This window comes from Micromonospora deserti (assembly GCF_003236335.1).
Classification (GTDB): Bacteria; Actinomycetota; Actinomycetes; order Mycobacteriales; family Micromonosporaceae; genus Micromonospora; species Micromonospora deserti.
In genome coordinates, this window is the sequence record NZ_POUB01000042.1 from 1 (window position 1) to 19,670 (window position 19,670).

At 73.0% G+C, this 19,670-nt stretch carries 20 protein-coding genes; 14 read left to right on the forward strand and 6 right to left on the reverse strand.

The genetic code is table 11. The annotated features are described in order from the left end of the window. Together C1I99_RS09225 and C1I99_RS09230 are read right to left on the reverse strand one after the other, a co-directional pair. Positions 1-495, reverse strand: a 495-nt coding sequence (locus C1I99_RS09225; protein WP_111133817.1) for a YbjQ family protein, incomplete at its 3' end; no start/stop codon positions are given. 24 nt (positions 496-519) lie between these two features. Further along, positions 520-1,203: a S1 family peptidase gene (locus C1I99_RS09230; protein ID WP_111133793.1), complete on the reverse strand. Its 684-nt coding sequence runs from the start codon at positions 1,201-1,203 to the stop codon at positions 520-522. Between the two features lie 421 nt (positions 1,204-1,624). Here C1I99_RS09230 and purS point away from each other — a divergent pair, with 421 nt between their 5' ends. The 4 genes from purS to C1I99_RS09250 all read left to right on the forward strand — a co-directional run bounded on the left by purS (position 1,625) and on the right by C1I99_RS09250 (position 6,104). Continuing rightward, positions 1,625-1,888, forward strand: a complete 264-nt coding sequence (gene purS, locus C1I99_RS09235) for a phosphoribosylformylglycinamidine synthase subunit PurS (RefSeq protein WP_111133794.1) — start codon at positions 1,625-1,627, stop codon at positions 1,886-1,888. Beyond that, the gene (purQ, locus tag C1I99_RS09240; RefSeq protein ID WP_111133795.1) at positions 1,885-2,568 is read left to right on the forward strand and encodes a phosphoribosylformylglycinamidine synthase subunit PurQ; all 684 of its coding nucleotides are present in this window, start codon (positions 1,885-1,887) and stop codon (positions 2,566-2,568) included. Before purS ends, purQ begins: the two co-directional genes overlap by 4 nt. Before the next feature lie 70 nt (positions 2,569-2,638). Then, a complete protein-coding gene (purL, locus tag C1I99_RS09245; protein WP_111133796.1) occupies positions 2,639-5,344 on the forward strand; it encodes a phosphoribosylformylglycinamidine synthase subunit PurL in 2,706 nt (901 codons plus the stop codon). Between the two features lie 4 nt (positions 5,345-5,348). Beyond that, on the forward strand, positions 5,349-6,104 hold the full coding sequence (locus C1I99_RS09250) for a 2-phosphosulfolactate phosphatase (RefSeq protein WP_111133818.1): 756 nt from the start codon (positions 5,349-5,351) through the stop codon (positions 6,102-6,104). Between the two features lie 325 nt (positions 6,105-6,429). On the opposite strand, the gene C1I99_RS09255 is transcribed toward C1I99_RS09250, so the two are convergent. Continuing rightward, positions 6,430-8,463, reverse strand: coding sequence for a carboxypeptidase-like regulatory domain-containing protein (locus C1I99_RS09255; protein WP_111133797.1), 2,034 nt, complete (start codon positions 8,461-8,463; stop codon positions 6,430-6,432). 102 nt (positions 8,464-8,565) lie between these two features. Here C1I99_RS09255 and C1I99_RS09260 point away from each other — a divergent pair, with 102 nt between their 5' ends. The 5 genes from C1I99_RS09260 to amcA all read left to right on the forward strand — a co-directional run bounded on the left by C1I99_RS09260 (position 8,566) and on the right by amcA (position 13,283). Beyond that, entirely contained in the window at positions 8,566-8,919 is a 354-nt protein-coding gene (locus tag C1I99_RS09260) for a sterol carrier family protein (RefSeq protein ID WP_111133819.1), read from the forward strand. A gap of 167 nt (positions 8,920-9,086) precedes the next feature. Then, positions 9,087-10,628, forward strand: coding sequence for an amidophosphoribosyltransferase (gene purF / locus C1I99_RS09265; RefSeq protein WP_111133820.1), 1,542 nt, complete (start codon positions 9,087-9,089; stop codon positions 10,626-10,628). A gap of 59 nt (positions 10,629-10,687) precedes the next feature. After that, a complete protein-coding gene (purM, locus tag C1I99_RS09270; RefSeq protein ID WP_111133798.1) occupies positions 10,688-11,842 on the forward strand; it encodes a phosphoribosylformylglycinamidine cyclo-ligase in 1,155 nt (384 codons plus the stop codon). A 129-nt stretch (positions 11,843-11,971) separates the two neighbouring features. Further along, positions 11,972-13,075, forward strand: a complete 1,104-nt coding sequence (gene amcB / locus C1I99_RS09275) for a cyclophane-forming radical SAM peptide maturase AmcB (protein WP_325049201.1) — start codon at positions 11,972-11,974, stop codon at positions 13,073-13,075. Next, positions 13,044-13,283 (forward strand): multiple cyclophane-containing RiPP AmcA, encoded by a 240-nt coding sequence (amcA, locus tag C1I99_RS09280; RefSeq protein ID WP_111133800.1) that lies wholly within the window; start codon positions 13,044-13,046, stop codon positions 13,281-13,283. The genes amcB and amcA overlap by 32 nt, the downstream gene beginning before the upstream one ends. A gap of 141 nt (positions 13,284-13,424) precedes the next feature. On the opposite strand, the gene C1I99_RS09285 is transcribed toward amcA, so the two are convergent. Both C1I99_RS09285 and C1I99_RS09290 read right to left on the reverse strand, forming a co-directional pair. Continuing rightward, positions 13,425-13,640 carry a DUF3073 domain-containing protein gene (locus C1I99_RS09285; protein WP_111133801.1) on the reverse strand — a complete coding sequence of 72 codons (216 nt, stop codon included), beginning with the start codon at positions 13,638-13,640 and terminating at the stop codon, positions 13,425-13,427. Between the two features lie 304 nt (positions 13,641-13,944). Continuing rightward, the gene (locus C1I99_RS09290) at positions 13,945-15,027 is read right to left on the reverse strand and encodes a Glu/Leu/Phe/Val family dehydrogenase (RefSeq protein WP_111133802.1); all 1,083 of its coding nucleotides are present in this window, start codon (positions 15,025-15,027) and stop codon (positions 13,945-13,947) included. A 172-nt stretch (positions 15,028-15,199) separates the two neighbouring features. Between C1I99_RS09290 and C1I99_RS09295 the strand changes: the two genes are divergently transcribed. Together C1I99_RS09295 and C1I99_RS09300 are read left to right on the forward strand one after the other, a co-directional pair. Further along, positions 15,200-16,039 carry a DUF8083 family protein gene (locus tag C1I99_RS09295; RefSeq protein ID WP_111133803.1) on the forward strand — a complete coding sequence of 280 codons (840 nt, stop codon included), beginning with the start codon at positions 15,200-15,202 and terminating at the stop codon, positions 16,037-16,039. Positions 16,040-16,289: 250 nt separating this feature from the next. Beyond that, positions 16,290-16,499, forward strand: coding sequence for a BldC family transcriptional regulator (locus C1I99_RS09300; RefSeq protein ID WP_007073996.1), 210 nt, complete (start codon positions 16,290-16,292; stop codon positions 16,497-16,499). Between the two features lie 84 nt (positions 16,500-16,583). Here C1I99_RS09300 and C1I99_RS09305 read toward each other — a convergent pair whose 3' ends face one another. Then, positions 16,584-16,961 carry a PPOX class F420-dependent oxidoreductase gene (locus C1I99_RS09305; protein WP_111133804.1) on the reverse strand — a complete coding sequence of 126 codons (378 nt, stop codon included), beginning with the start codon at positions 16,959-16,961 and terminating at the stop codon, positions 16,584-16,586. A 54-nt stretch (positions 16,962-17,015) separates the two neighbouring features. On the opposite strand from C1I99_RS09305, the gene C1I99_RS09310 reads away from it, so the two are divergent. The 3 genes from C1I99_RS09310 to C1I99_RS09320 all read left to right on the forward strand — a co-directional run bounded on the left by C1I99_RS09310 (position 17,016) and on the right by C1I99_RS09320 (position 19,664). Then, complete coding sequence (locus C1I99_RS09310) at positions 17,016-17,795, forward strand: class I SAM-dependent methyltransferase (protein WP_111133821.1); 780 nt, start codon at positions 17,016-17,018, stop codon at positions 17,793-17,795. A 226-nt stretch (positions 17,796-18,021) separates the two neighbouring features. After that, positions 18,022-18,921, forward strand: a complete 900-nt coding sequence (locus tag C1I99_RS09315; RefSeq protein WP_111133805.1) for a 3-hydroxyacyl-CoA dehydrogenase family protein — start codon at positions 18,022-18,024, stop codon at positions 18,919-18,921. Beyond that, complete coding sequence (locus C1I99_RS09320) at positions 18,918-19,664, forward strand: enoyl-CoA hydratase/isomerase family protein (protein WP_111133806.1); 747 nt, start codon at positions 18,918-18,920, stop codon at positions 19,662-19,664. Before C1I99_RS09315 ends, C1I99_RS09320 begins: the two co-directional genes overlap by 4 nt. Positions 19,665-19,670: the final 6 nt, after the last annotated feature.

A 19,670-nucleotide genomic window follows, 5' to 3' on the forward strand; every position in this document is an offset into this window, starting at 1 on the left:
GGGGACCTCGGTGATCTCCGGCTCGTGGGCGGTCTCCGCGGCGACCAGGGGCTGGTCGGGGGGCATGACGTCGGGGACCTTGGGCGCCACGATCACCGCTGTGCCGTACGCGCAGATCTCCATCCACATCTCGCCGCAGTCGCGGCTGTCGAAGCGCATCCCCACCACGGCGTTCGCGCCGAGGCGGCGGGCCTCCTCGCCGAGTCGGGCCACCGAGTCGGTACGCCACCGGGTGAGGTTGTCCGGCGCCATCGGGTCGTACGCGCCACCGCGCAGGTTCTTGACCCCCTCGCGGTAGGGGTTCCGGGTCCTGGCCATCGATGACACCACTTCGCCCAGGATTTGGCGGATCTCGTACCCGGGTAGTTGCTCCGTCGTCACGACCAGCACGGTTTTGATGCTGGCAGGGCCGGCCGGGGGTGTTGATGAGGGTTGTTCACCTGATCGGATGCTGAAAAACCACGCGGCGCGGACGGCCGGCGCGGGGCCGGCCATCCACGCCGCGCACGGCACTGACCGTCAGACACCGGCCACGGAGGTGATCCAGGCCCGGTTGTACGCGACACTGCCGTAGTTCTGGATGCTGACTCCGTCGGCGGTGGAGGCGACGCCGACCTGCCGGCCGTTGTAGAACTGCGGGCCGCCCGAGTCGCCCCGCCAGGCGTTGCCGGTGATCTCGGTGCTCCGGATCGCCTGGCCGCCGTACGCGTCGGTGGCGCTGTTGCTGGTGACCCGGACCGAGGCGGTCTTGAGCTGGCTGGAGGCTGAGCAGCCGCTGTAGCAGGTCATGCCCCAGCCGTAGATCGTGTTGGTGGAGTTGATCGGCGGGTTGCTGGTGGCCAGCGTGACGTACGAGGTGCTCACCGAGCTGGACAGCCGCATCAGGGCCAGGTCGTAGCGGCCGTAGGTGGCGCTGACGGTCCGGGTGACCCCACCGGAGGAGCGGTAGACGCTGCCGACCCGGACGGACATCGAGCCGCCGAGGCAGTGCCGGGCGGTGAGCACCCACTCCGGCGCGATGATCGTGCCGGAGCAGGTGAACGAGCCGTTGCTGAAGACCGCGGCGGCCCACGGTGCCGACGAGACGGTGCCGCCGCCGATGATGGGCTGCGGCCCGGCCGGGGCGGCGACGGCGCCGGAGCTGGCGCCGAGCAGGGTGGCCGCGGCGGTGGCGACGACCGCGACCAGGGATCGGATGCGCATGGTGGGGGGCTCCTTTTGCGGGTGGACCCGGGTTAGCCGGGTCCGGCCTGCCGGTCGGCGGGCGGGGGTGGCTCGCCGACCGGGGACTCTCATTGACGTCCGACGATGTACGGTAGGGCCCTGAGATGTCGTTCACAAGAGCCCCATCGGAATTAATCGATGTTATTGGTCGCGCCGGGCGGTCGTCGGCGCGGAGCGCCAGCGGGGTGGCCCGAACCGGGCGAAACGGGTCGCCCGGCAACGAACGCGCATCGGGATCGCAACGACTCGGCATCGGTCCCCCGGGCTCCGCACCGATAATGTCGATCACTGCCTGAACCGCGGTCGGCCGGTGCGGCCCAGGCGCTACCTGCCAGGTAGGCTGGCTGCGCTCGCCCGTTGTGGGTCGGCACCCAACTGCGTACACAGTCAGGAGTGCCCAGTGCCTCGCGTCGTCGTCGACGTCATGCTCAAGCCCGAGATCCTCGATCCGCAGGGCCAGGCCGTCGCAAACGCGCTGCCCCGGCTCGGCGTCAGCGACGTCGCCTCGGTCCGGATCGGCAGGCGGATCGAGATCGAGTTCACCGGTGAACCGGACCTGGACCGGGCCCGGGAGATCGCCGACCAGCTGCTCGCCAACCCGGTCATCGAGGACTTCACCGTCCGCCTGGTCGAGGCCGACGAGACCGCGGGCGCGCGACCGTGACCGCGCGGGTCGGAGTGGTCACCTTCCCCGGCTCGCTCGACGACGGGGACGCGGCCCGGGCCGTCCGGATCGCCGGCGCCGAGCCGGTCCGCCTCTGGCACGGTGACCCGGAGCTGCACGGGGTGGACGCGGTCGTCCTGCCCGGCGGCTTCTCCTACGGCGACTACCTGCGCTGTGGCGCCATCGCCCGGTTCGCCCCGGTGATGGAGACGATCGTCGACGCGGCCCGAGGTGGCCTGCCGGTGCTCGGCATCTGCAACGGCTTCCAGATCCTCTGCGAGGCGCACCTGCTGCCGGGGGCGCTCACCCGCAACCAGCACCTGCACTTCCGCAACCGGGACCAGATCCTGCGCATCGAGTCGGTCGGCACCGCCTGGACCAACGCGTTCCAGCCCGGCCAGGAGGTGCTCATCCCGGTCAAGAACGGCGAGGGCTGCTACGTCGCCGACCCCGCGACGCTCGACCAGCTCGAAGCCGAGGGTCGGGTGGTCGCCCGCTACGTCGGCGGCAACCCGAACGGGTCGCAGCGCGACATCGCCGCGATCACCAGTTCCGCCGGCAACGTGGTCGGCATCATGCCGCATCCCGAGCACGCGGTGGAGGCGCTCACCGGCCCCTCCCTGGACGGCCTCGGCTTCTTCACCTCGGTGCTCAAGCACCTGGTGGGGGCGCCGGCGTGACCGTGCGCGGCGGCATCATCGGTCGGCTCACCCGCCCGACGGGCGGCTTTGAGCGCAGCGAGGAGAGGTCATGACCACCCACCCGGACGAGGTACGGGAGACCCCGGAGGCCGTCCCGGCCGCCCCGGCGCAGCCGGTGGAGCCGCGTCCGGCCGCCGTCGTGCCGCCGGCCGCGCCGGTCCGGCACGCCGACCCGGCGGCCGCCGACTGGGCCGACGGCGTGGACACCGTGCCGCGCGCCGGGGGCACCCCAGGTGAGCTGCAGCCGTACGCCGAGCTCGGGCTCCGCGACGACGAGTACGACCGGATCCGGCACATCCTCGGCCGGCGGCCCACCCAGGCCGAGCTGGCGATGTACTCGATCATGTGGAGCGAGCACTGCTCGTACAAGTCGAGCAAGGTGCACCTGCGCCAGTTCGGCGAGAAGGCCCCGCCGAGCGACCGGCTGCTTGCCGGCATCGGCGAGAACGCCGGCGTGGTACGCGTCTCCGACGAGCTGGCGGTCACCTTCAAGGTCGAGTCGCACAACCACCCGAGCTTCGTCGAGCCGTACCAGGGCGCGGCCACCGGCGTCGGCGGCATCGTCCGGGACATCCTGGCGATGGGCGCCCGCCCGGTCGCGGTGATGGACCCGCTGCGCTTCGGCGCCGCCGATCACCCCGACACCGCCCGGGTGCTGCCCGGGGTGGTTGCCGGCGTCGGCGGCTACGGCAACTGCCTCGGCCTGCCCAACATCGGCGGCGAGGTGGTCTTCGACCCCTGCTACCAGGGCAACCCGCTGGTCAACGCGCTCTGCCTCGGCGTGCTGCCGGTAGACCGCCTGCAGAACAAGGCCGCTGCCGGCCCGGGCAACGTCGTGGTGCTGATGGGCGCCAAGACCGGCCGTGACGGCATCGGCGGCGTGTCGGTGCTGGCCAGCGCCACCTTTGACGAGGGCAGCGAGCAGCGCCGCCCGTCGGTGCAGGTCGGCGATCCGTTCACCGAGAAGCTGCTGATCGAGGCGTGCCTGGAGCTCTACGACGGCCAGCTCGTCGTCGGCATCCAGGATCTCGGCGGCGCCGGGCTGACCTGCGCGCTCACCGAGACCGCCGCCGCGGCCGGCACCGGCATGCGGGTCTGGCTGGAGCGGGTGCCGCTGCGCGAGCCCTCGATGGAGCCGCACGAGATCCTGGCCAGCGAGTCGCAGGAGCGGATGCTGCTGGTCGTCGAGCCGGACAAGCTCGACGCGGTGCTCAAGACCGCCGAGAAGTGGGGCGTGCTCGCCACCGCCATCGGCGAGGTCACCCCGCCGGAGCCGGACGGCCGTCCGGGCCGGCTGCTGATCACCTGGCGCGATCAGCTGGTGGTCGACGTGCCGCCGGGCTCGCTCGTCGACGACGGGCCGGTCTACGCCCGCCCGATGCGCGAGCCGGCCGACCTGATCCTGCTCCAGGCCGACCGGGCCGAGACGCTGCCCCGGCCGGCCGACCCGGAGGCGCTGCGCGAGACCGTGCTGCGCATGATCGCCTCGCCGAACCTGGCCGACAAGACCTGGGTCACCGAGCAGTACGACCGGTACGTGCTGGGCAACACGGTGCTCGCCCAGCCGGAGGACGCCGGCGTGATCCGGATCGACGAGCGGACCGGCCTGGGCGTGGCGCTGTCGGTCGACGGCAATGGCCGGTACGCGCGCCTCGACCCGTACCACGGCACCAAGCTCGCGCTGGCCGAGGCGTACCGGAACGTGGCGGCGACCGGCGCGAAGCCGATCGCGGTCACCAACTGCCTCAACTTCGGCTCTCCGGAGGACCCGGGCGTGATGTGGCAGTTCGCCGAGGCCGTCCGCGGCCTGGCCGACGGCTGCGCCGAGCTGGGCATCCCGGTGACCGGCGGCAACGTCAGCTTCTACAACCAGACCGGGGCGGCGGCGATCCACCCGACGCCGGTGGTCGGCGTGCTCGGTGTGCTCGACGACGTGGCCGAACGGGTGCCGATGGGCTTCGTGCCGCGCTCCGGTGGCGACCACGACCAGCTGTACCTGCTGGGCGAGACGCACGTGGAACTCTCCGGCTCCGAGTGGGCCTGGGTCACCCACGAGCACCTCGGTGGCGTTCCCCCGCAGGTCGACCTGGCCGGCGAGAAGGCGCTGGGCGAGCTGATGGCGGAGGCCGCCCGGGTCGGGCACCTCAGCTCGGCGCACGACCTGTCCGACGGCGGTCTGGCGCAGACCCTGGTCGAGTCCTGCCTGCGGCGCGGCGTGGGCGCCCGGATCGCCGTGCCGGAGCGGTTCGCCGGCGGCTCCATGCCGTTCGTCTACCTGTTCAGCGAGTCCGCCGGGCGGGTGCTGGTCTCGGTGCCGCGCGGCCACGAGAAGGCGTTCGCCGCGCTGTGCGCCGAGCGCGGGGTGCCGTTCGAGCTGATCGGTGTGACCGATCCCGCGGGCGGCGCACTGGAGGTGCACGGCCAGTTCCGGATCGGCCTGGACGAGCTGCACGCCGCGCACAGCGCGACCCTGCCGCGTCTCTTCGGTGGTGCCGAGGTCGTCGACGTGCCGGCCCCGGCCGCCGGTGAGGCCGGCGCCGTCGAGGCGGTGCCGGTGGCGCAGGCGACCGGGGAGGCGGCGGCTCCCGCCGTGGCCACCGAGCCGCCTGCCCCCGCCAAGGTCACCTCCACCGCGTCGGCCGGGGCTGCCCGGCCGGATGCGTCCGGCGAGGCCGCCGGGCCCACCGGGTCGGGCGAGGCGTCCGACCGCGACTCCGGTGAAACCGGCCAGCCCGCCGCCTCCGATCAGCGCTGAGGCGTTGGCCGCCGCCGTTCATGCCCAGCCCGGCGCCGGCGCCCGGTTCGACTGGGGGCTGGCGGGGGCGGCCGAGCTCGGCCGGGTCTGCGCGGTGCTGGTGGTGGTGGACGTGCTGTCGTTCACCACCGCCGTGGAGGTCGCGGTGGCGCGCGGCATGCGGGTGCACCCGTTCCCGTGGGGCGAGCAGGCGGCCGACTACGCGCGGCGGGTCGGGGCGGTCGCCGCGGTGGGCCGTCGGCGGACCACCCCGGAACACCCGTGGTCGCTCTCCCCGGCGGCGCTGAGCTCCGCACCGGCTGTCGCCGACCTGGTGCTGCCCTCGCCGAACGGCTCGGCGATCAGCGCCGCCGCCAGCGCCACCGGGCTGCCGGTGGTCGCGGCCTGCCTGCGCAACGCCCGCGCCGTCGGGCGCTGGCTGCGCCTCCAGGGGTACGGCTCGACGGGCGCCCCGATCGGCGTGATCGCCTCCGGCGAGCGCTGGCCGGACGGGTCGCTGCGCCCGTCGGTGGAGGACCAGCTCGGGGCGGCCAGCGTCCTGGACGCCCTCTCCGGGGTGCCCGGCGGTCTCTCCGTCGAGGCGGCGGTGGCGCTCGCCGCCCTGGCCAGCACCCCGGACCTCCCGGCGGCGGTCCGGGGCAGCGTGTCCGGCCGGGAACTCGTCGAGGGCGGTTTCGCCGAGGACGTGGAGGTCGCCGTCCGGGTGGGCGTGTCGACCGTGGTCCCGGTGCTTCGTCAGGGCGTCTTCTCCGCCGCCTGACCGGAATCCTCGGTCCCGTCCCGCGCTGGGGTGACGGAGCGAACGTGTCCCACACACGCCGGTGTAGGTGGCGGGGTTGGACCGGGGCGTGCGCCCATGCGTGCCCGGGGCGGTCGGGGACACCCGCGGGATGTGGAAGCCGAGCCGATCGTGGCGTGGTCGGCGCGGGCAAGGCTACCGCGGGTAGCGGGCGGGCGCTGGGGCACGTCGGGCTCGTCGTCGGAGGAGGGCCACAGCGGCGCGGGGTTGTCCGGAATTACCGGACAACCCCGCACGTGGTCGCCGCAACGGGCCCGAGGCGGCGAGTGCGGCCCGGGCCGGTTCGTCAGTCGTCCAGCCAGTCCAGTCGGCGACCACCCCGGTCCTGCTGCGCCGGGCCGTCCGGCCGGCCGCGGCCGGCCTGCGCCGGGTCGCCGTAGCCGCCCTGCTGCCCGTAGCCGCCCTGGTCGTAGCCGCCGCGCTGCTGTGGGGGTTCCTGGCCGTAGCCGCCCTGCCCGTAGCCGCGGTCGTACCCGGCGGGCTGGTCGTAGCCACCGGGCTGGTCGTAGCCGCCCCGCTGCGGGGGTTCCTGGCCGTAGCCGCCCGGTTGCGGGGGTTCCTGCCCGTAACCGCCCCGCTGCGGGGGTTCCTGCCCGTAGCCGCCCGGTTGCGGAGGTTCCTGGCCGTAGCCGCCCTGCCCGTAGCCGCGGTCGTCGTACCCGGCGGGCTGGCCGTAGCCGCCCCGCCGGTCGTAGCCGCCGGTCGGCTCCCCACCCCGCCCGCCGTACGGTGCGGGTTCGCCCTGGCCGCCGTACGGTGCGGGTTCGCCCTGGCCGCCGTACGGTGCGGGTTCGCCCTGGCCGCCGTACGGTGCGGGTTCGCCCTGGCTGCCGTAGCCCTGTCCCTCGGGCTGGTAGACGCCGGTGGCGTAGGGGTCCGCCGGAGCCGGGTACTGGGTGGCGTCGCCGGTGTAGCGGCCGGTCGGCTCGTCGTACCGCTCGCCGTAGCCCGCGGCGCCCGCCGCACCGGCCGGCGCACCGTAGTCGTGGCTGCCGTAGCCGCCGCCGGAGGCCGGGGGGGTGCCGTAGCCGCCCGGCTCGTCGCCGTAGCCGTTGCCGGCCCAGCCCTGCTGCGCGCCGGGCGCGCCGTACGGCTGCGGCGGGGCGCCGTACGGATCCGGCGGCACGTCGTCGACCACCGGGCGGTGCATCATCGTCGGGGCATCGCTGAGCGCGGCACCCCCGACCATCGTCGGGGCCGGGCCGGCGCCGACCCGGTTGACCACCCGGGTCTGGTCGTCCGCGCCCCGGTACGCGCCCTGAGCCGGCACGGCACCAGCCGCCGCGGCGCCCGCCGGAGCGTCCTCGTCGGCCTCGTCGGCGCCCTCCTTGCGGCGCATCCAGAGCAGCACGATGGTGCCGACGCCCGCGGCGACGAGCAGACCGCCGAGCAGGATGACCAGCCAGGAGCCGAAGCCCCCGGAGTCCTCGTTGCTGGCGTTGGCCGCCGCGCCCGGCGTCGCCTCGCCGGTCTCCTCGGCGACCTCCTCGGTCGGTTCCTCGGTCGGCACGGCCTCCTCGCTGGCCGAGGGGGTGGGGCTCGGGGTGACCTCGGTCTTCAGCGCCAGGGCGAGCCGCTGGCCGGTGATGCTCTGCCCGGCGCTCGCGTCGAAGCCCTTGGTGGCCACCACGCCGTCGAAGCTGGCGCCGACGGTGAGCCGGCCCGGCGCGATCGGCTTGTCGCTGGTGCCGGTGAAGCGGTAGTTGCCGCTGCCGTCGCTGACCGTGTCGATCTTCTTGCCGGCGCCGTCCTGGAGGATGACCACGGCGTTCGGCACCGACTCACCGCTGGCCTGGACGACGACCTTGCCGGACACCGAGCGGACGGTCTGCGGGGCCGCCGGCTTCGCGACGAGCGTGACAGTCGTCTGGGCCTGCTTCTCGTCCCTCAGCACGCCGCCGTTCGAGTCGGCCGCCTTGACGGTGATGGTGGCCGAGCCGTTCGACGCGTCGGCGGCCAGCCGGAAGGTCGCCTGGAAGTTGCCGTCGGCGTTGACCCGGCTGCGGCTGCACCCGTCGACACAGCTCAGCTTCGAGTTGTTCGAGCTGACCGTGACGTCGGCGGGCTCGGCATCGTCTTCGAAGTCGAGCGAGTAGCTGACCGTGGTGGTCTTGCCCGCCTCGACGGAACTCGGCGAGGCCGAGACGTTGTTGACGCTCGGGGCGGCGAGGGCTGGTGTGGCGGGGACGGCGAGCAGGGCGCCGACAACCAGCGCCACGACCACACCGGCCCGCTGCTTCCAGGCACGTCGGTGTGTTGACACGTCCACCGCCTTCCGGACTGACTTCCCTCGGCCGGCGGGCGCCGGGCCGGGGATCATCACGGTACGAATACGCCGTCGGCAACTATGCCTTGTCTGACCGGATCAGCGCGACCCAGGGCCAGCGTGAGGCGCCGTGTGCTCGGGTCGTATCGTCCCGTCGTGTCCTCTCCGCACATTAAGTCCGCCGTGGTCACGGCGGCGTTGTCGGCGCTCGACGAGGGGCGTACGCCCGACCGACCGGTCCTCCGAGATGCGGTCCGTACCCTCTTGACCGCCCTCGCGGAGCGCGCCCCCGGCCGATCGGTGGAGGTGCGTGTCCCACCTTACGGTGCAGTTCAGTGCGTTCCTGGTCCCCGACACACCCGCGGTACGCCACCGAACGTGGTCGAGACGGATCCGGTGACCTGGTTGGCGGTGGCCACCGGGCGGCTCGACTGGGCGGAGGCGGTAACCGAGGGTCGCGTGCGGGTGAGCGGAGTCCGGGCGGATCTCGGTGAGTACCTGCCCCTCTAGCTGCGAGTACGCCGACCGATCAACTACATCTCGCAGCCGTATCGTGACTTTCTGTATCGACACTGATTCGCGTACACTGTCAGGCGACGACAGTGGTCCCGGTCGAGTGGTACGGATCGCCCCCGTGATCCGCCCGGCCGGTCCAGACCAGCATGAGGGAGCGGCAGGTGCCCCGAGGCGATGGCCGGCTGAGCCACGACCTTGATCCCCAACGACCCGGCCCCCAGGACGCCTGTGGCGTCTTCGGCGTCTGGGCTCCGGGGGAGGAGGTCGCCAATCTGACCTACTTCGGGCTTTACGCCCTACAGCACCGCGGCCAGGAGGCGGCGGGCATCGCGGTCAGCGACGGCTCCGGCGTGGTGGTCTACAAGGATCTCGGCCTGGTCGCCCAGGTCTTCGACGAGCCGACCCTGGCCAGCCTCCGCGGCCACGTCGCGATCGGGCACGCCCGCTACTCCACCACCGGCGGCTCGACCTGGGAGAATGCCCAGCCGACCATCCGGTCGACCAGCTCCGGCATTACCATCGCGCTGGCCCACAACGGCAACCTGGTCAACCCGGCGGAGCTCCAGCGCGAGGTCGTCGAGCGCGGGCTCGTCGCCGACGGCTCGACCAACGACACCTCCCTGGTGACCATGCTGCTGGCCAGTCGCCCCGACCTCTCCGTCGAGGCGGCCGCCCTGGAGGTGCTGCCGCGGCTGCGCGGTGCGTTCAGCTTCGTGTTCATGGACGAGTCGACGCTCTACGCGGCCCGCGACCCGCACGGGGTCCGTCCGCTGGTGCTGGGCCGGCTGGAGCGCGGCTGGGTGGTCGCGAGCGAGACCGCCGCGCTGGACATCGTCGGTGCGAGCGTGGTCCGCGAGGTGGAGCCCGGCGAGCTGATCGCCATCGACGAGGACGGGCTCCGGTCGACCCGCTTCGCGGTGCCGGAGCCGAAGGGCTGCCTCTTCGAGTACGTCTACATCGCCCGCCCGGACGCCACCATCGCCGGCCGTAACGTGCACGCCGCCCGGGTGCAGATCGGCCGGCAGTTGGCCAAGGAGCACCCGGTCGAGGCCGATCTGGTGATCCCGGTGCCCGAGTCGGGCACGCCCGCCGCGATCGGGTACGCCGCGGAGTCGGGGATCACCTACGGCGCGGGCCTGATGAAGAACCCGTACGTCGGGCGCACCTTTATCCAGCCGTCGCAGACCCTCCGCCAGCTCGGCATCCGGCTGAAGCTCAACCCGCTGCGGGAGAACGTCCGGGGCAAGCGGCTGGTGGTGGTCGACGACTCGATCGTGCGCGGCAACACCCAGCGGGCCATCGTCCGGATGCTGCGCGAGGCCGGCGCGCTGGAGGTGCACGTCCGCATCTCCTCCCCGCCGGTCAGGTGGCCGTGCTTCTACGGCATCGACTTCGCCACCCGCGCCGAGTTGCTGGCCAACGGGCTGGACAACGACGGCATCCGGCGTTCGATCGGCGCCGACACGCTGGGCTACGTCTCGCTGCCCGGCCTGATCGCCGCGACCGAGCAGCCGAAGACCCGGCTGTGCCGCGCGTGCTTCGATGGGGAGTACCCGATCGAGCTGCCTGCCGACAACCTGATCGGCAAGCACGTGCTCGAAGGGGTGGGACGACGGGTGGCCAACATGCCGCCCGCCACCCCGGACCGCACCGCCCTTCCGCTCGTCGCCACTCCGGGCGGCGCAACCTCACACCGCCCGTAGCACCGCCGGGCGCGGCCGGTCACCGCCGGTGCGGCGCCAGAACCACAAAGGGGAGAACCGTGACGCACGTGTCCGAGCGCAGCGGCGCAGGAAGCAGCCCGACCGGCGCTGGCGGCGACCGCCAGCCCTGGACGGCCGGCACCGGCCGTCCGGCGCGCAAACGCTCGGTCTCGTACGCGGACGCCGGCGTGTCGATTGAGGCGGGCGACCGCGCGGTCGAGCTGCTGAAGTCCAAGGTGCGCCAGACCCGGCGGCCGGAGGTGATGGGCGACCTGGGTGGCTTCGCCGGCCTGTTCCGGCTGGACACCGGGAAGTACCAGAACCCGATCCTCGCCTCCTCCACGGACGGCGTGGGCACCAAGCTGGTGATCGCCCAGCAGATGGACATCCACGACACGGTCGGCATCGACCTGGTCGCGATGGTCGTCGACGACCTGGTCGCCTGCGGCGCGGAGCCGCTGTTCCTGCTCGACTACATCGCCACCGGCGAGGTCGTGCCGGACAAGGTCGCCGAGATCGGCGCCGGCATCGCCGACGGCTGCCGGTACGCCGGCTGCGCGCTGCTCGGCGGGGAGACCGCGGAGCACCCGGGCGTGCTCCGACCGGACGAGTACGACATCTCCGCCACCGGCGTGGGCGTGGTGGAGGAGAGCGAGATCCTGAGCTCGGAGCGGGTCGAGGTGGGCGACGTGGTGATCGCCATGCGCTCCTCCGGCCTGCACTCCAACGGCTACTCCCTGGTCCGCCACGTGCTGCTGGGCGCCGGCCGGATGCGCCTGGACGTCGTCATCGACGACTTCGGCCGGCAGCGGACCCTCGGCGAGGAACTGCTCACCCCGACCAAGATCTACGCGCAGGACTGCCTCAAGCTGATCGCCGAGGCCGAGGTGCGGGCGCTGGCCCACGTCACCGGCGGCGGCATCCCCGGCAACCTGGTCCGGATTCTGCCCGAGCACGTCGACGCGGTGGTCAACCGTTCCACCTGGAAGCCGCAGCCGGTCTTCGACCTGATCCAGTCCAAGGGCCGGATCGAGGACGTGGAGATGGAGGCGACCTTCAACATGGGCGTCGGGATGTTCGCGATCGTGTCCGCGGAGGACGCCGACCGCGCGCTGGCGACCCTGACCGGGCGCGGCGTCGACGCCTGGCAGGCCGGCGAGATCATCGAGGGCTCCGGCAACGTGCAGATGATTGGCCAGCACACCCGGGGTTGATCACTCTCCGGTGATCGTACGGGCACCTGATCAGGGCTTCACCCGAGTGGCCGTCGCCGCCTAGCCTGAAGGGCACCCTCAGCGCTGCGGAGGAGGGCGATGGCTGCTCGGGGACAGCTGTTCAGCGGAATGCGTGGCTTGGCCACCGTTCCGTCGTACGTCGTCATGCAGCCCACCACCCTCTGCAACCTGGACTGCGCGTACTGCTACCTGCCGTTTCGCGCGGCCGACCGGCGGATGCCGGTGCCGGTGGCCGAGGCGGTGGCCGCCTCGGTGAACCGGTGGGCGGCGGCCGGCCGGTTTTCCGTGGTGTGGCATGGCGGCGAGCCCCTCGCGGCCGGCCGGGAGCACCTGGCCGCGCTGCTGGCGCCCTTCGGCCCCGAGGTCGAGCACCATGTGCAGACCAACGCCACGCTGATCGACGACGCCTGGTGCGCGTTCTTCGCCGAGCACGGAGTGCGGGTGAGCGTCAGCGTGGACGGGCCGCGGGAGCGCAACGGCGACCGGGTCACCAGGGCGGGCCGGCCGGCGTACGACCGCATCCTGCGCGGCGTCGCGGCGCTGCGCCGACACGGGCTGCCGTTCTCGGCCCTGGCGGTGGTGAGTTACCCGGAGCCGGGCCTGGCCACCGAGCTGTACGACTACTTCCTCGACCTTGGCTGCGACGTGCTCGGCATCAACATCGAGGAGACCGAGGGAGTCAACACCCGCGACAACTCGCACGACGCCCGGGCGGTGACCGCCTTCTGGGCGGAACTGGTGGCGGCCTGGCGCCGGGAGCCCCGGATCCACCTGCGCGAGGTCGAGTGGTCGCTGCGGTACGCCGGGGCGGTGCTGGAGGGTACCGCCGACGGCCTGCTGCCCCGGCGGCTGGACCCGATCCCGACCGTCGGCCACGACGGCTCGGTGACCGTGCTCTCGCCCGAGTTGGCCGGCTTCACCGACGTCCGGTACGGCGACTTCAGCAGCGGCAACGTGCTGGTCACCCCGCTGGCCGAGATCCTGGCCGGCGCGGAACGCACGCCGTGGGTCGGGGAGTTCCTCGCCGGCGTCGAGGCGTGCCGGGCCTCCTGCCCCTACTTCGGCTTCTGCGGCGGTGGCCACGCGGCCAACCGTTACTTCGAGCTGGGGCGTTTTGACGGTACGGAGACCGCGCACTGCCGCAACAGCAAGATCCACTTACTTGAGGGAGTGTTGGAGCATGCCCGAGACCACCAGTCACCGGCCGCCTGAGCGCGTGGCGGTCGCCGCCCCGGACGCGGTCGCCGATCGGGTGCGGGAGGCCGCCCCCGGGCTGACCGCGCTGCTCCGGGAGGCCGAGGACGCGCGCCGGCTGCGGGCGGAGGTGGTGGGAGGTGGTGACGGGGCCAGTGCGGTCTGCGCCTGGAACCACTTCGAGAACATCCCGACGTTCTACAACTGGAACAATCGGCCGCGCTGAGCGTCCGAGATCAAGGACCTGCCGGGGCCGCCGGAGGGTGTCCGGCGGGGCAGGTCCTTGATCGTCGGTCGGTGGGCCGCTCCCAGCCGGGCACATGCGTGAGCACGCGGGGCTTACCGCGTGCTCAGATGTGACCGGGGGTCAGCGGGTCGGACGGACCCAGGAATCCGGGTCATCGTCCGCGTGGTCCTCGTCATCGTCGTCGACATACTCTTTGTAGTCGTCGTCGAAGTCGCGGTCCGACTTGCCGCTGCCGCCGAGTTCTCGCTGCAAGGCGGCGAGGTCGGTGTTCGGGGAGTGGTACTTCAACTCCCGGGCCACCTTTGTCTGCTTGGCCTTAGCACGGCCGCGCCCCATGGCTCGACCCCCTCGCACAGAATGCGGGGCAGCCCGAAGGCGGGCCCCGATGACGTCAGGCATCTCTCGTGGCTCTTACGGTACATGGGGATGCCCTGGTTCGGCACCTCGGGTTACCGTGAACCGGCTCTGCGCGTCGCGGTGAGCCAGTCGTCACTCATTGTACCCCCGGTAAGGAGTGAACCCGGGTGTGCCCGTGACACCGGACAAAGCTCCACCAATCTGCCCCATCTCCAGCTTAACGGCGTACCGTGCGCCGGGTGGCCCGGGGGCGGAAGCGGCGGCTCCGCCCCCGGGGTGAGCTTCATCGCAGGTGGATCGCACGCAGCCGGCCGACCTCGGCCATCCGCCGCTCGGCCAGCCGGTCCGCCGCCACCGCCGGCGGCACTCCCTCGGCGTCGGCGAGCCGGAGGATCTCCCGGGTGGTGTCGTAGATTCGGGTGGCCCGAAGCTTGGCCCGCTCGAAGTTGAAGCCCTCGATCTCGTCCGCCACCTGGATCACCCCACCGGCATTCACCACGTAGTCGGGGGCGTAGAGGATGCCCCGGTCGGCGAGCAGCTTCTCGATGCCCGGGTGGGCGAGTTGGTTGTTGGCCGCGCCGGCCACCACCTTCGCGCGCAGCGCCGGCACGGTGTCGTCGTTCAGCGCGCCGCCCAGCGCGCAGGGGGCGTACACGTCGATGTCGGCGGCGACCAGCGCGGAGGCGTCGTCGACCAGCGCGATCTGCGGATGAGTGGTGCGCGCCCACTCCAGGGCCCGCGGGTTGACGTCGGTCGCGACCACCTCGGCGCCGTCGTCGAGCAGGTGGCCGACGAGGTACTTGCCGACCTTGCCCAGGCCGGCCACGCCGACCCGCTTCCCGTGCAGCGTCGGGACGCCCCAGACGTGCCCGGCGGCGGCCCGCATGCCCTGGTACACGCCCCAGGCGGTGAGGATCGAGGAGTCACCGGCGCCGCCGTGCTCGACGCTGCGGCCGGTGACGTACCGCGTCTCGCGGGCGACCACGTCCATGTCCGCGACGTAGGTGCCGACATCGCAGGCGGTGTAGTAGCGCCCGGCCAGCGACTCCACGAAGCGGCCGTAGGCGCGCAGCAGCGCCTCGCTCTTGATCTGCTCGGGGTTACCCCAGATGACCGCCTTGCCGCCGCCGAGGTCCAGACCGGCCAGGGCGTTCTTGTACGCCATGCCGCGGGACAGGTCGAGCACGTCGGCGAGGGCCGCCTCCTCGCTCGCGTACGGGTAGAACCGGGTGCCACCGAGCGCCGGGCCGAGCGCGGTGGAGTAGATGCCGATGATCGCCTTCAGGCCGGTCTGCTTGTCCTGGCAGAACACGACCTGTTCATGACCGGTCGATTCCGGGTCGTCGGTGCTGGCGAATACGCCCATGACTTGCTCCTGTGTGGGGGTGCGTCCTTGTGGGACGTGGACCTGTGGGACGCCGGCGGGATGGTGCCGGTGCCGCTGAGCCTAGTATCGGCCCGCGCCGGCCGGTCGCCCACGGCGCGCGTGATCGCGGTGCCGGCGGCGGCCCGGCTCCCGTTCGTGGGAGGATCGCGCCGTGCCGTCGCTCTTCGCTTCATACCTGCGCGTGTACGAGCCGTTGACCGCCTTCGACCGGGACCGCCAGTCGTACTGGCGGCGCTACGTCGAGCAGGGACGCGCGGTGGCCCCGGTGGAGGGGCCCGGCCGGCAGCGGACGTCGGTGATCGAGGCGCTCGGCGCCGGCTGGACCCGGCTGCCCGACCTGCCGGACGAGGCGTACGTGCTGGAGACCGACGAGACGCTGTTGGTCTGCCCGTGGAACCTGCGCATCCGGGTGGCGGAGGCGGCGTTGAGCGCCCGCGACGGGGTGCCGCCGGTGCTGGCCGACGCGTTCGTCCCGCCGGTGCTCGCCGGGCAGGCCAAGGCGGTGGTGGAGGACTGGCGCAGCGGGGCACGGGTGCTGGAGCACGGCGTGCCCCGGCTGCACGAGCAGATCGCCACCTGGGGCGTGCCGCTGCGCTGGTTCGTCCTCTTCGACGCGGCGGAGCGGCACCACGTCACCCGGCCGGGACGGCGGGCGCTGCGCTACCGGACGGAGATCTCCAAGGCCCGGCGCCGCTCGTCGCGGGCCCTGGCGGTGCTGCGTAAGTCGGTCGGCGAGGCGCCGATCACCGAGGCGGTCGAAGAGGCGGCCCGCTGGCTGGAGGAGTTCCACCCGCGGTCGGTGGTGGAGCTGGACTACGGCGGCCTGGTCGAGCTGCTGTCGGACGAGACGTTGGCCGCGGACGACTCGCCCGAGCTGGTCGCGACCGGCCTGGCCGGGCTCTCCCGGGGCGAGGCCGAGGAGGCGTCGGCGGCGTACGACAAGCTGGTCGCGCGTTGGCGCGCGGTGCAGTTGCTGGAGCGGTGCAACTGACTCAAATCGCCCAGGGAGCGCTCCCAAGGCGAGGTTCCCTCGTAGTTAGCGCATCACGAACCGTGATCATGAGTCCGAATAAGGCGGTTTCTGCCACATAAAAGTCGCATAAATCGGGCATGGTTCATCCGTCCGTCTAGGGACGTTCGGCCGTTCGGCCCATGTCGGACATCGGGGACTAGCCGGACCATGGGAGACGCGTCGGCCGGCGGGACCCCGGCCGATGTCTATACATGTGGAGGAGTGACCGATGGCATCGCGAACGCACGAACCAGAGCCGCTACTCACGCCGGCCGAGGTGGCGTCGATGTTCCGTGTCGACCCGAAGACGGTGACCCGATGGGCCAAGGCGGGCAAGCTCAGCGCCATCCGTACCCTTGGCGGCCACCGTCGGTACCGCGAGTCGGAGGTTAGGGCCCTGCTGCAGGGACAGATCCCCCAGCAGCGCCAGGGGGACTGACCGGCCGAGAAGCGCCAGACGAACTGTGCGAAGGGCGGCGGACGTCGATCCGCCGCCCTTCGTCGTACCCGGGATCCGCCCGCCTCAGGCGAGCGTGACCCGGATACCGACGGTGCCGCCCTCGCCCCGGCGCAGCCGGCTGCCGAGCAGGCTGAGCCGGCCGATCAGCCGGTACTTCCGCTTGATCAGGTCGCGTACCCGGCGGGTGCCGGCGGGGTCGCAGAGCGTCGCGTGCGCCGGCACCGCCGGGCCGTGCGGCCGGCCCCGGACGTCGCACGGTGCCACCGTGACCTCCCCGCTGCGCCGGATCCGTTTCACCTTGCCGGAGTCCGCCGCCGACCACACCGCCAGCGCGTCGCCGTCGCGGACCGCCCAGACCGGCGTCGGCACCGCCCGACCGTCCCTGCGGAAGGTCGTCAGCAGGATGTACTTCTCCGCCGCCAGGCGGTCCAGCATGGCCACGCCGCCAGGATACGACCGGTGCGGCCGACTGACCGCCCGGATAGCGTGAAGGCCGTGACGGGACAGCCACAGATCGGTGACGTGTTCGGGGAGATGCTGCGCGACGCGTTCGCCGTGGCCACCGGGGTCGGCCCCCGGCCGCTGGCCGGCGGTCGGCTGCCCCGGCCGGTCATCGAGATCATCGAGCGGGACGACGGCCTGGTCAACGGCGCGCCGGCCGCGCACTACCTGGACGGGCCGGCGGACTGGCAGCCGTACGACCACCGGGCGGTGGACCGGGTGCGGGGGGCCACCCTGGACGTCGGCGTCGGGGCGGGCCGGATCGCGCTGCTGCTCCAGGACCGCGGCGTCCCGGTGACCGGGCTGGACACCTCGGCCGGGGCGCTGGCCGTCTGCCACCGCCGCGGGGTCCGCGACCTGGTGCACGGCACCGTGGACGGCCACGTCGCGGACGGGCGCCGCTACGACACCTTCCTGCTGCTCGGCAACAACCTCGGCCTGCTGGAAGGGCGGGAGCGGGCCCCCGCCCTGCTGGCCGCGCTCGCCGCACTGGCCCGGCCCGGCGCGCAGATCATCGCGCACGGCACCGACCCGTACGGAACCCGCGACCCGGTGCACACCGGCTACCACGAGCGCAACCGGCGCCAGGGCCGCCTCGGCGGGCAGCTGCGGCTCCGGCTGCGCTACCGGGACCTGGGCACCGAGTGGTTCGACTATCTGGTCTGCTCGCCGGACGAGCTGGCCGGGCTGATCCGGGGAACCGCCTGGCGACTGACGGACGTGGACGACCGGGACGCGCCGTACTACCTGGCCACGCTGCGACTGGCCGGGTGACCCGGGCGGCTTCCACCCTCGACACCAAACTGGACCTCGCCGCGGACCCGGTACGGCCGGCGGCGGTCGGGGTCGCGATGGACGGACTCAGACCTGAAGACCCGATCCGCTCCGCCCCCACGCACGGCCGGGAGATCGTCGCTGCATAGGGTCGGCCCATGAGCGAGTGGAGCGGGCGGAGGGGCACGGGACAACCCCGTGGCGCCGCCGCAGGCAGGGAGGCGTCATGAGCGACCGCTTTGTCGTCGTCGGGGCCGGCACGATGGGACTCGGCATCGCCTACGTGGCGGCCGGAGCGGACCACGCCGTGGAGCTGGTCGAGGTGGATCCGGCGCGCGGCGCGGCGGCCGTGGACCGGCTGGCCGAGCTGTGGGACACGGCGGTGCGGCGCGGGAAGCTGACCGCCGACCAGGCCGCGGCGAACCGGGCACGGGTGACGCTGCGGACCGCGCTCGCCGAGGTCGCCGAGGAGCCGGACGTGGTGGTGGAGGCCGTACCCGAGCGGTTGGGTCTCAAGCGGGCGGTGCTGCGCGACGCCGAGACGCTGCGGCCCGCACTGCTGGCCAGCAACACCTCCAGCATCCCCATCGCCGAGCTGGCCGAGGGGCTGGCGCATCCGGAGCGCTTCCTCGGGCTGCACTTCTTCAACCCGGTCTGGGCGATGGCGTTGCTGGAGGTCGTGGTCGGCCCGGCCACCGCCGGGGAGACCACCGCCGCGGCCGTCGCGCTCGCCGGCCGGCTGGGCAAGGACCCGGTGGTCGTACGCGACATGCCCGGCTTCGCCACCTCCCGGCTCGGGGTCACCCTCGGACTGGAGGCGATCCGGATGGTGGCCGACGGGGTGGCCGGGCCGGCCGACATCGACAAGGCGATGGTGCTCGGCTATCGGCACCCGGTCGGCCCGCTGGAGCTGACCGACCTGGTGGGTTTGGACGTGCGGCTGGACATCGCCCGCACCCTTCAGGCCGCGTACGGGGATCGGTTCGCGCCGCCGCGGCTGCTGGAGGATCTGGTGGCCGCCGGGCGGCTGGGCCGGAAGTCCGGGCAGGGCTTCTACCGCTGGGCGGACGGCGTGCGGGTCGGCGAGGCCGACGTCACCGAGCTGACTGGCGGGGGGAGCCGGTGAGCGGGCTGCGCGTCGAGGAGCACCCGGACCGCCTGGTGGTCACCCTGGACCGGCCGGAGAAGCGCAACGCCATCGACGCCGACCTGATCGCGGAGCTGCACCGGGTCTGCGCCGAGCTGGAGGCGCGCCCCCGGCTGCTGCTGCTCACCGGCGGGACCGACGGCATCTTCGCGGGCGGGGCAGACATCGGCCAGTTGCGGGAACGGGGCCGGCTGGACGCCCTCGCGGCGATCAACTCGGCGGCCTTCGCCCGGATCCGGGCGCTGCCGATGCCCACCGTCGCGGCGTTGGACGGTCCGGCGCTAGGCGGGGGCGCCGAGTTGGCGTACGCCTGTGACCTGCGGGTCTGCACGGACCGGGCGGTCTTCGGCCAGCCGGAGGTGCGGCTCGGCATCCTGGCCGGGGCCGGCGCCACCCATCGGTTGCCGGCGCTGGTCGGCGAGGCGCGGGCCAAGGAACTGCTCTTCACCGGCCGCCGGGTGAACGCCGCGGAGGCGCTGCGGATCGGCCTGGTCAACCGGGTGGTGGCCGAGCCCGGCGAACTGCTGGCGGCGGCCCACGGCCTGCTGGACGAGATGGCGAAGGGCTCCGCCCTGGCGCTGCGGCTGACCAAGCTCGCCGTCGACGCGCCGGCCGCCGCCCACCCGCACCTCGACCTGGTCAGCCAGGCCGTGCTCTTCGAGGACGAGGAGAAGCACCGGCGGATGACCGAGTTCCTCCAGCGGCGCCGCCCTGGCTCCTGAACGGCG

What these genes read in the sequence shown, in the direction of transcription:
- C1I99_RS09230 (WP_111133793.1), bottom strand. Translation starts at nt 1,203, where the DNA reads ATGCGCATCCGATCCCTGGTCGCGGTCGTCGCCACCGCCGCGGCCACC.
- purL (WP_111133796.1), top strand. Translation starts at nt 2,639, where the DNA reads ATGACCACCCACCCGGACGAGGTACGGGAGACCCCGGAGGCCGTCCCG.
- C1I99_RS09255 (WP_111133797.1), bottom strand. Translation starts at nt 8,463, where the DNA reads ATGATCCCCGGCCCGGCGCCCGCCGGCCGAGGGAAGTCAGTCCGGAAG.
- amcB (WP_325049201.1), top strand. Translation starts at nt 11,972, where the DNA reads ATGCGTGGCTTGGCCACCGTTCCGTCGTACGTCGTCATGCAGCCCACC.
- amcA (WP_111133800.1), top strand. Translation starts at nt 13,044, where the DNA reads ATGCCCGAGACCACCAGTCACCGGCCGCCTGAGCGCGTGGCGGTCGCC.
- C1I99_RS09285 (WP_111133801.1), bottom strand. Translation starts at nt 13,640, where the DNA reads ATGGGGCGCGGCCGTGCTAAGGCCAAGCAGACAAAGGTGGCCCGGGAG.
- C1I99_RS09290 (WP_111133802.1), bottom strand. Translation starts at nt 15,027, where the DNA reads ATGGGCGTATTCGCCAGCACCGACGACCCGGAATCGACCGGTCATGAA.
- C1I99_RS09300 (WP_007073996.1), top strand. Translation starts at nt 16,290, where the DNA reads ATGGCATCGCGAACGCACGAACCAGAGCCGCTACTCACGCCGGCCGAG.
- C1I99_RS09315 (WP_111133805.1), top strand. Translation starts at nt 18,022, where the DNA reads ATGAGCGACCGCTTTGTCGTCGTCGGGGCCGGCACGATGGGACTCGGC.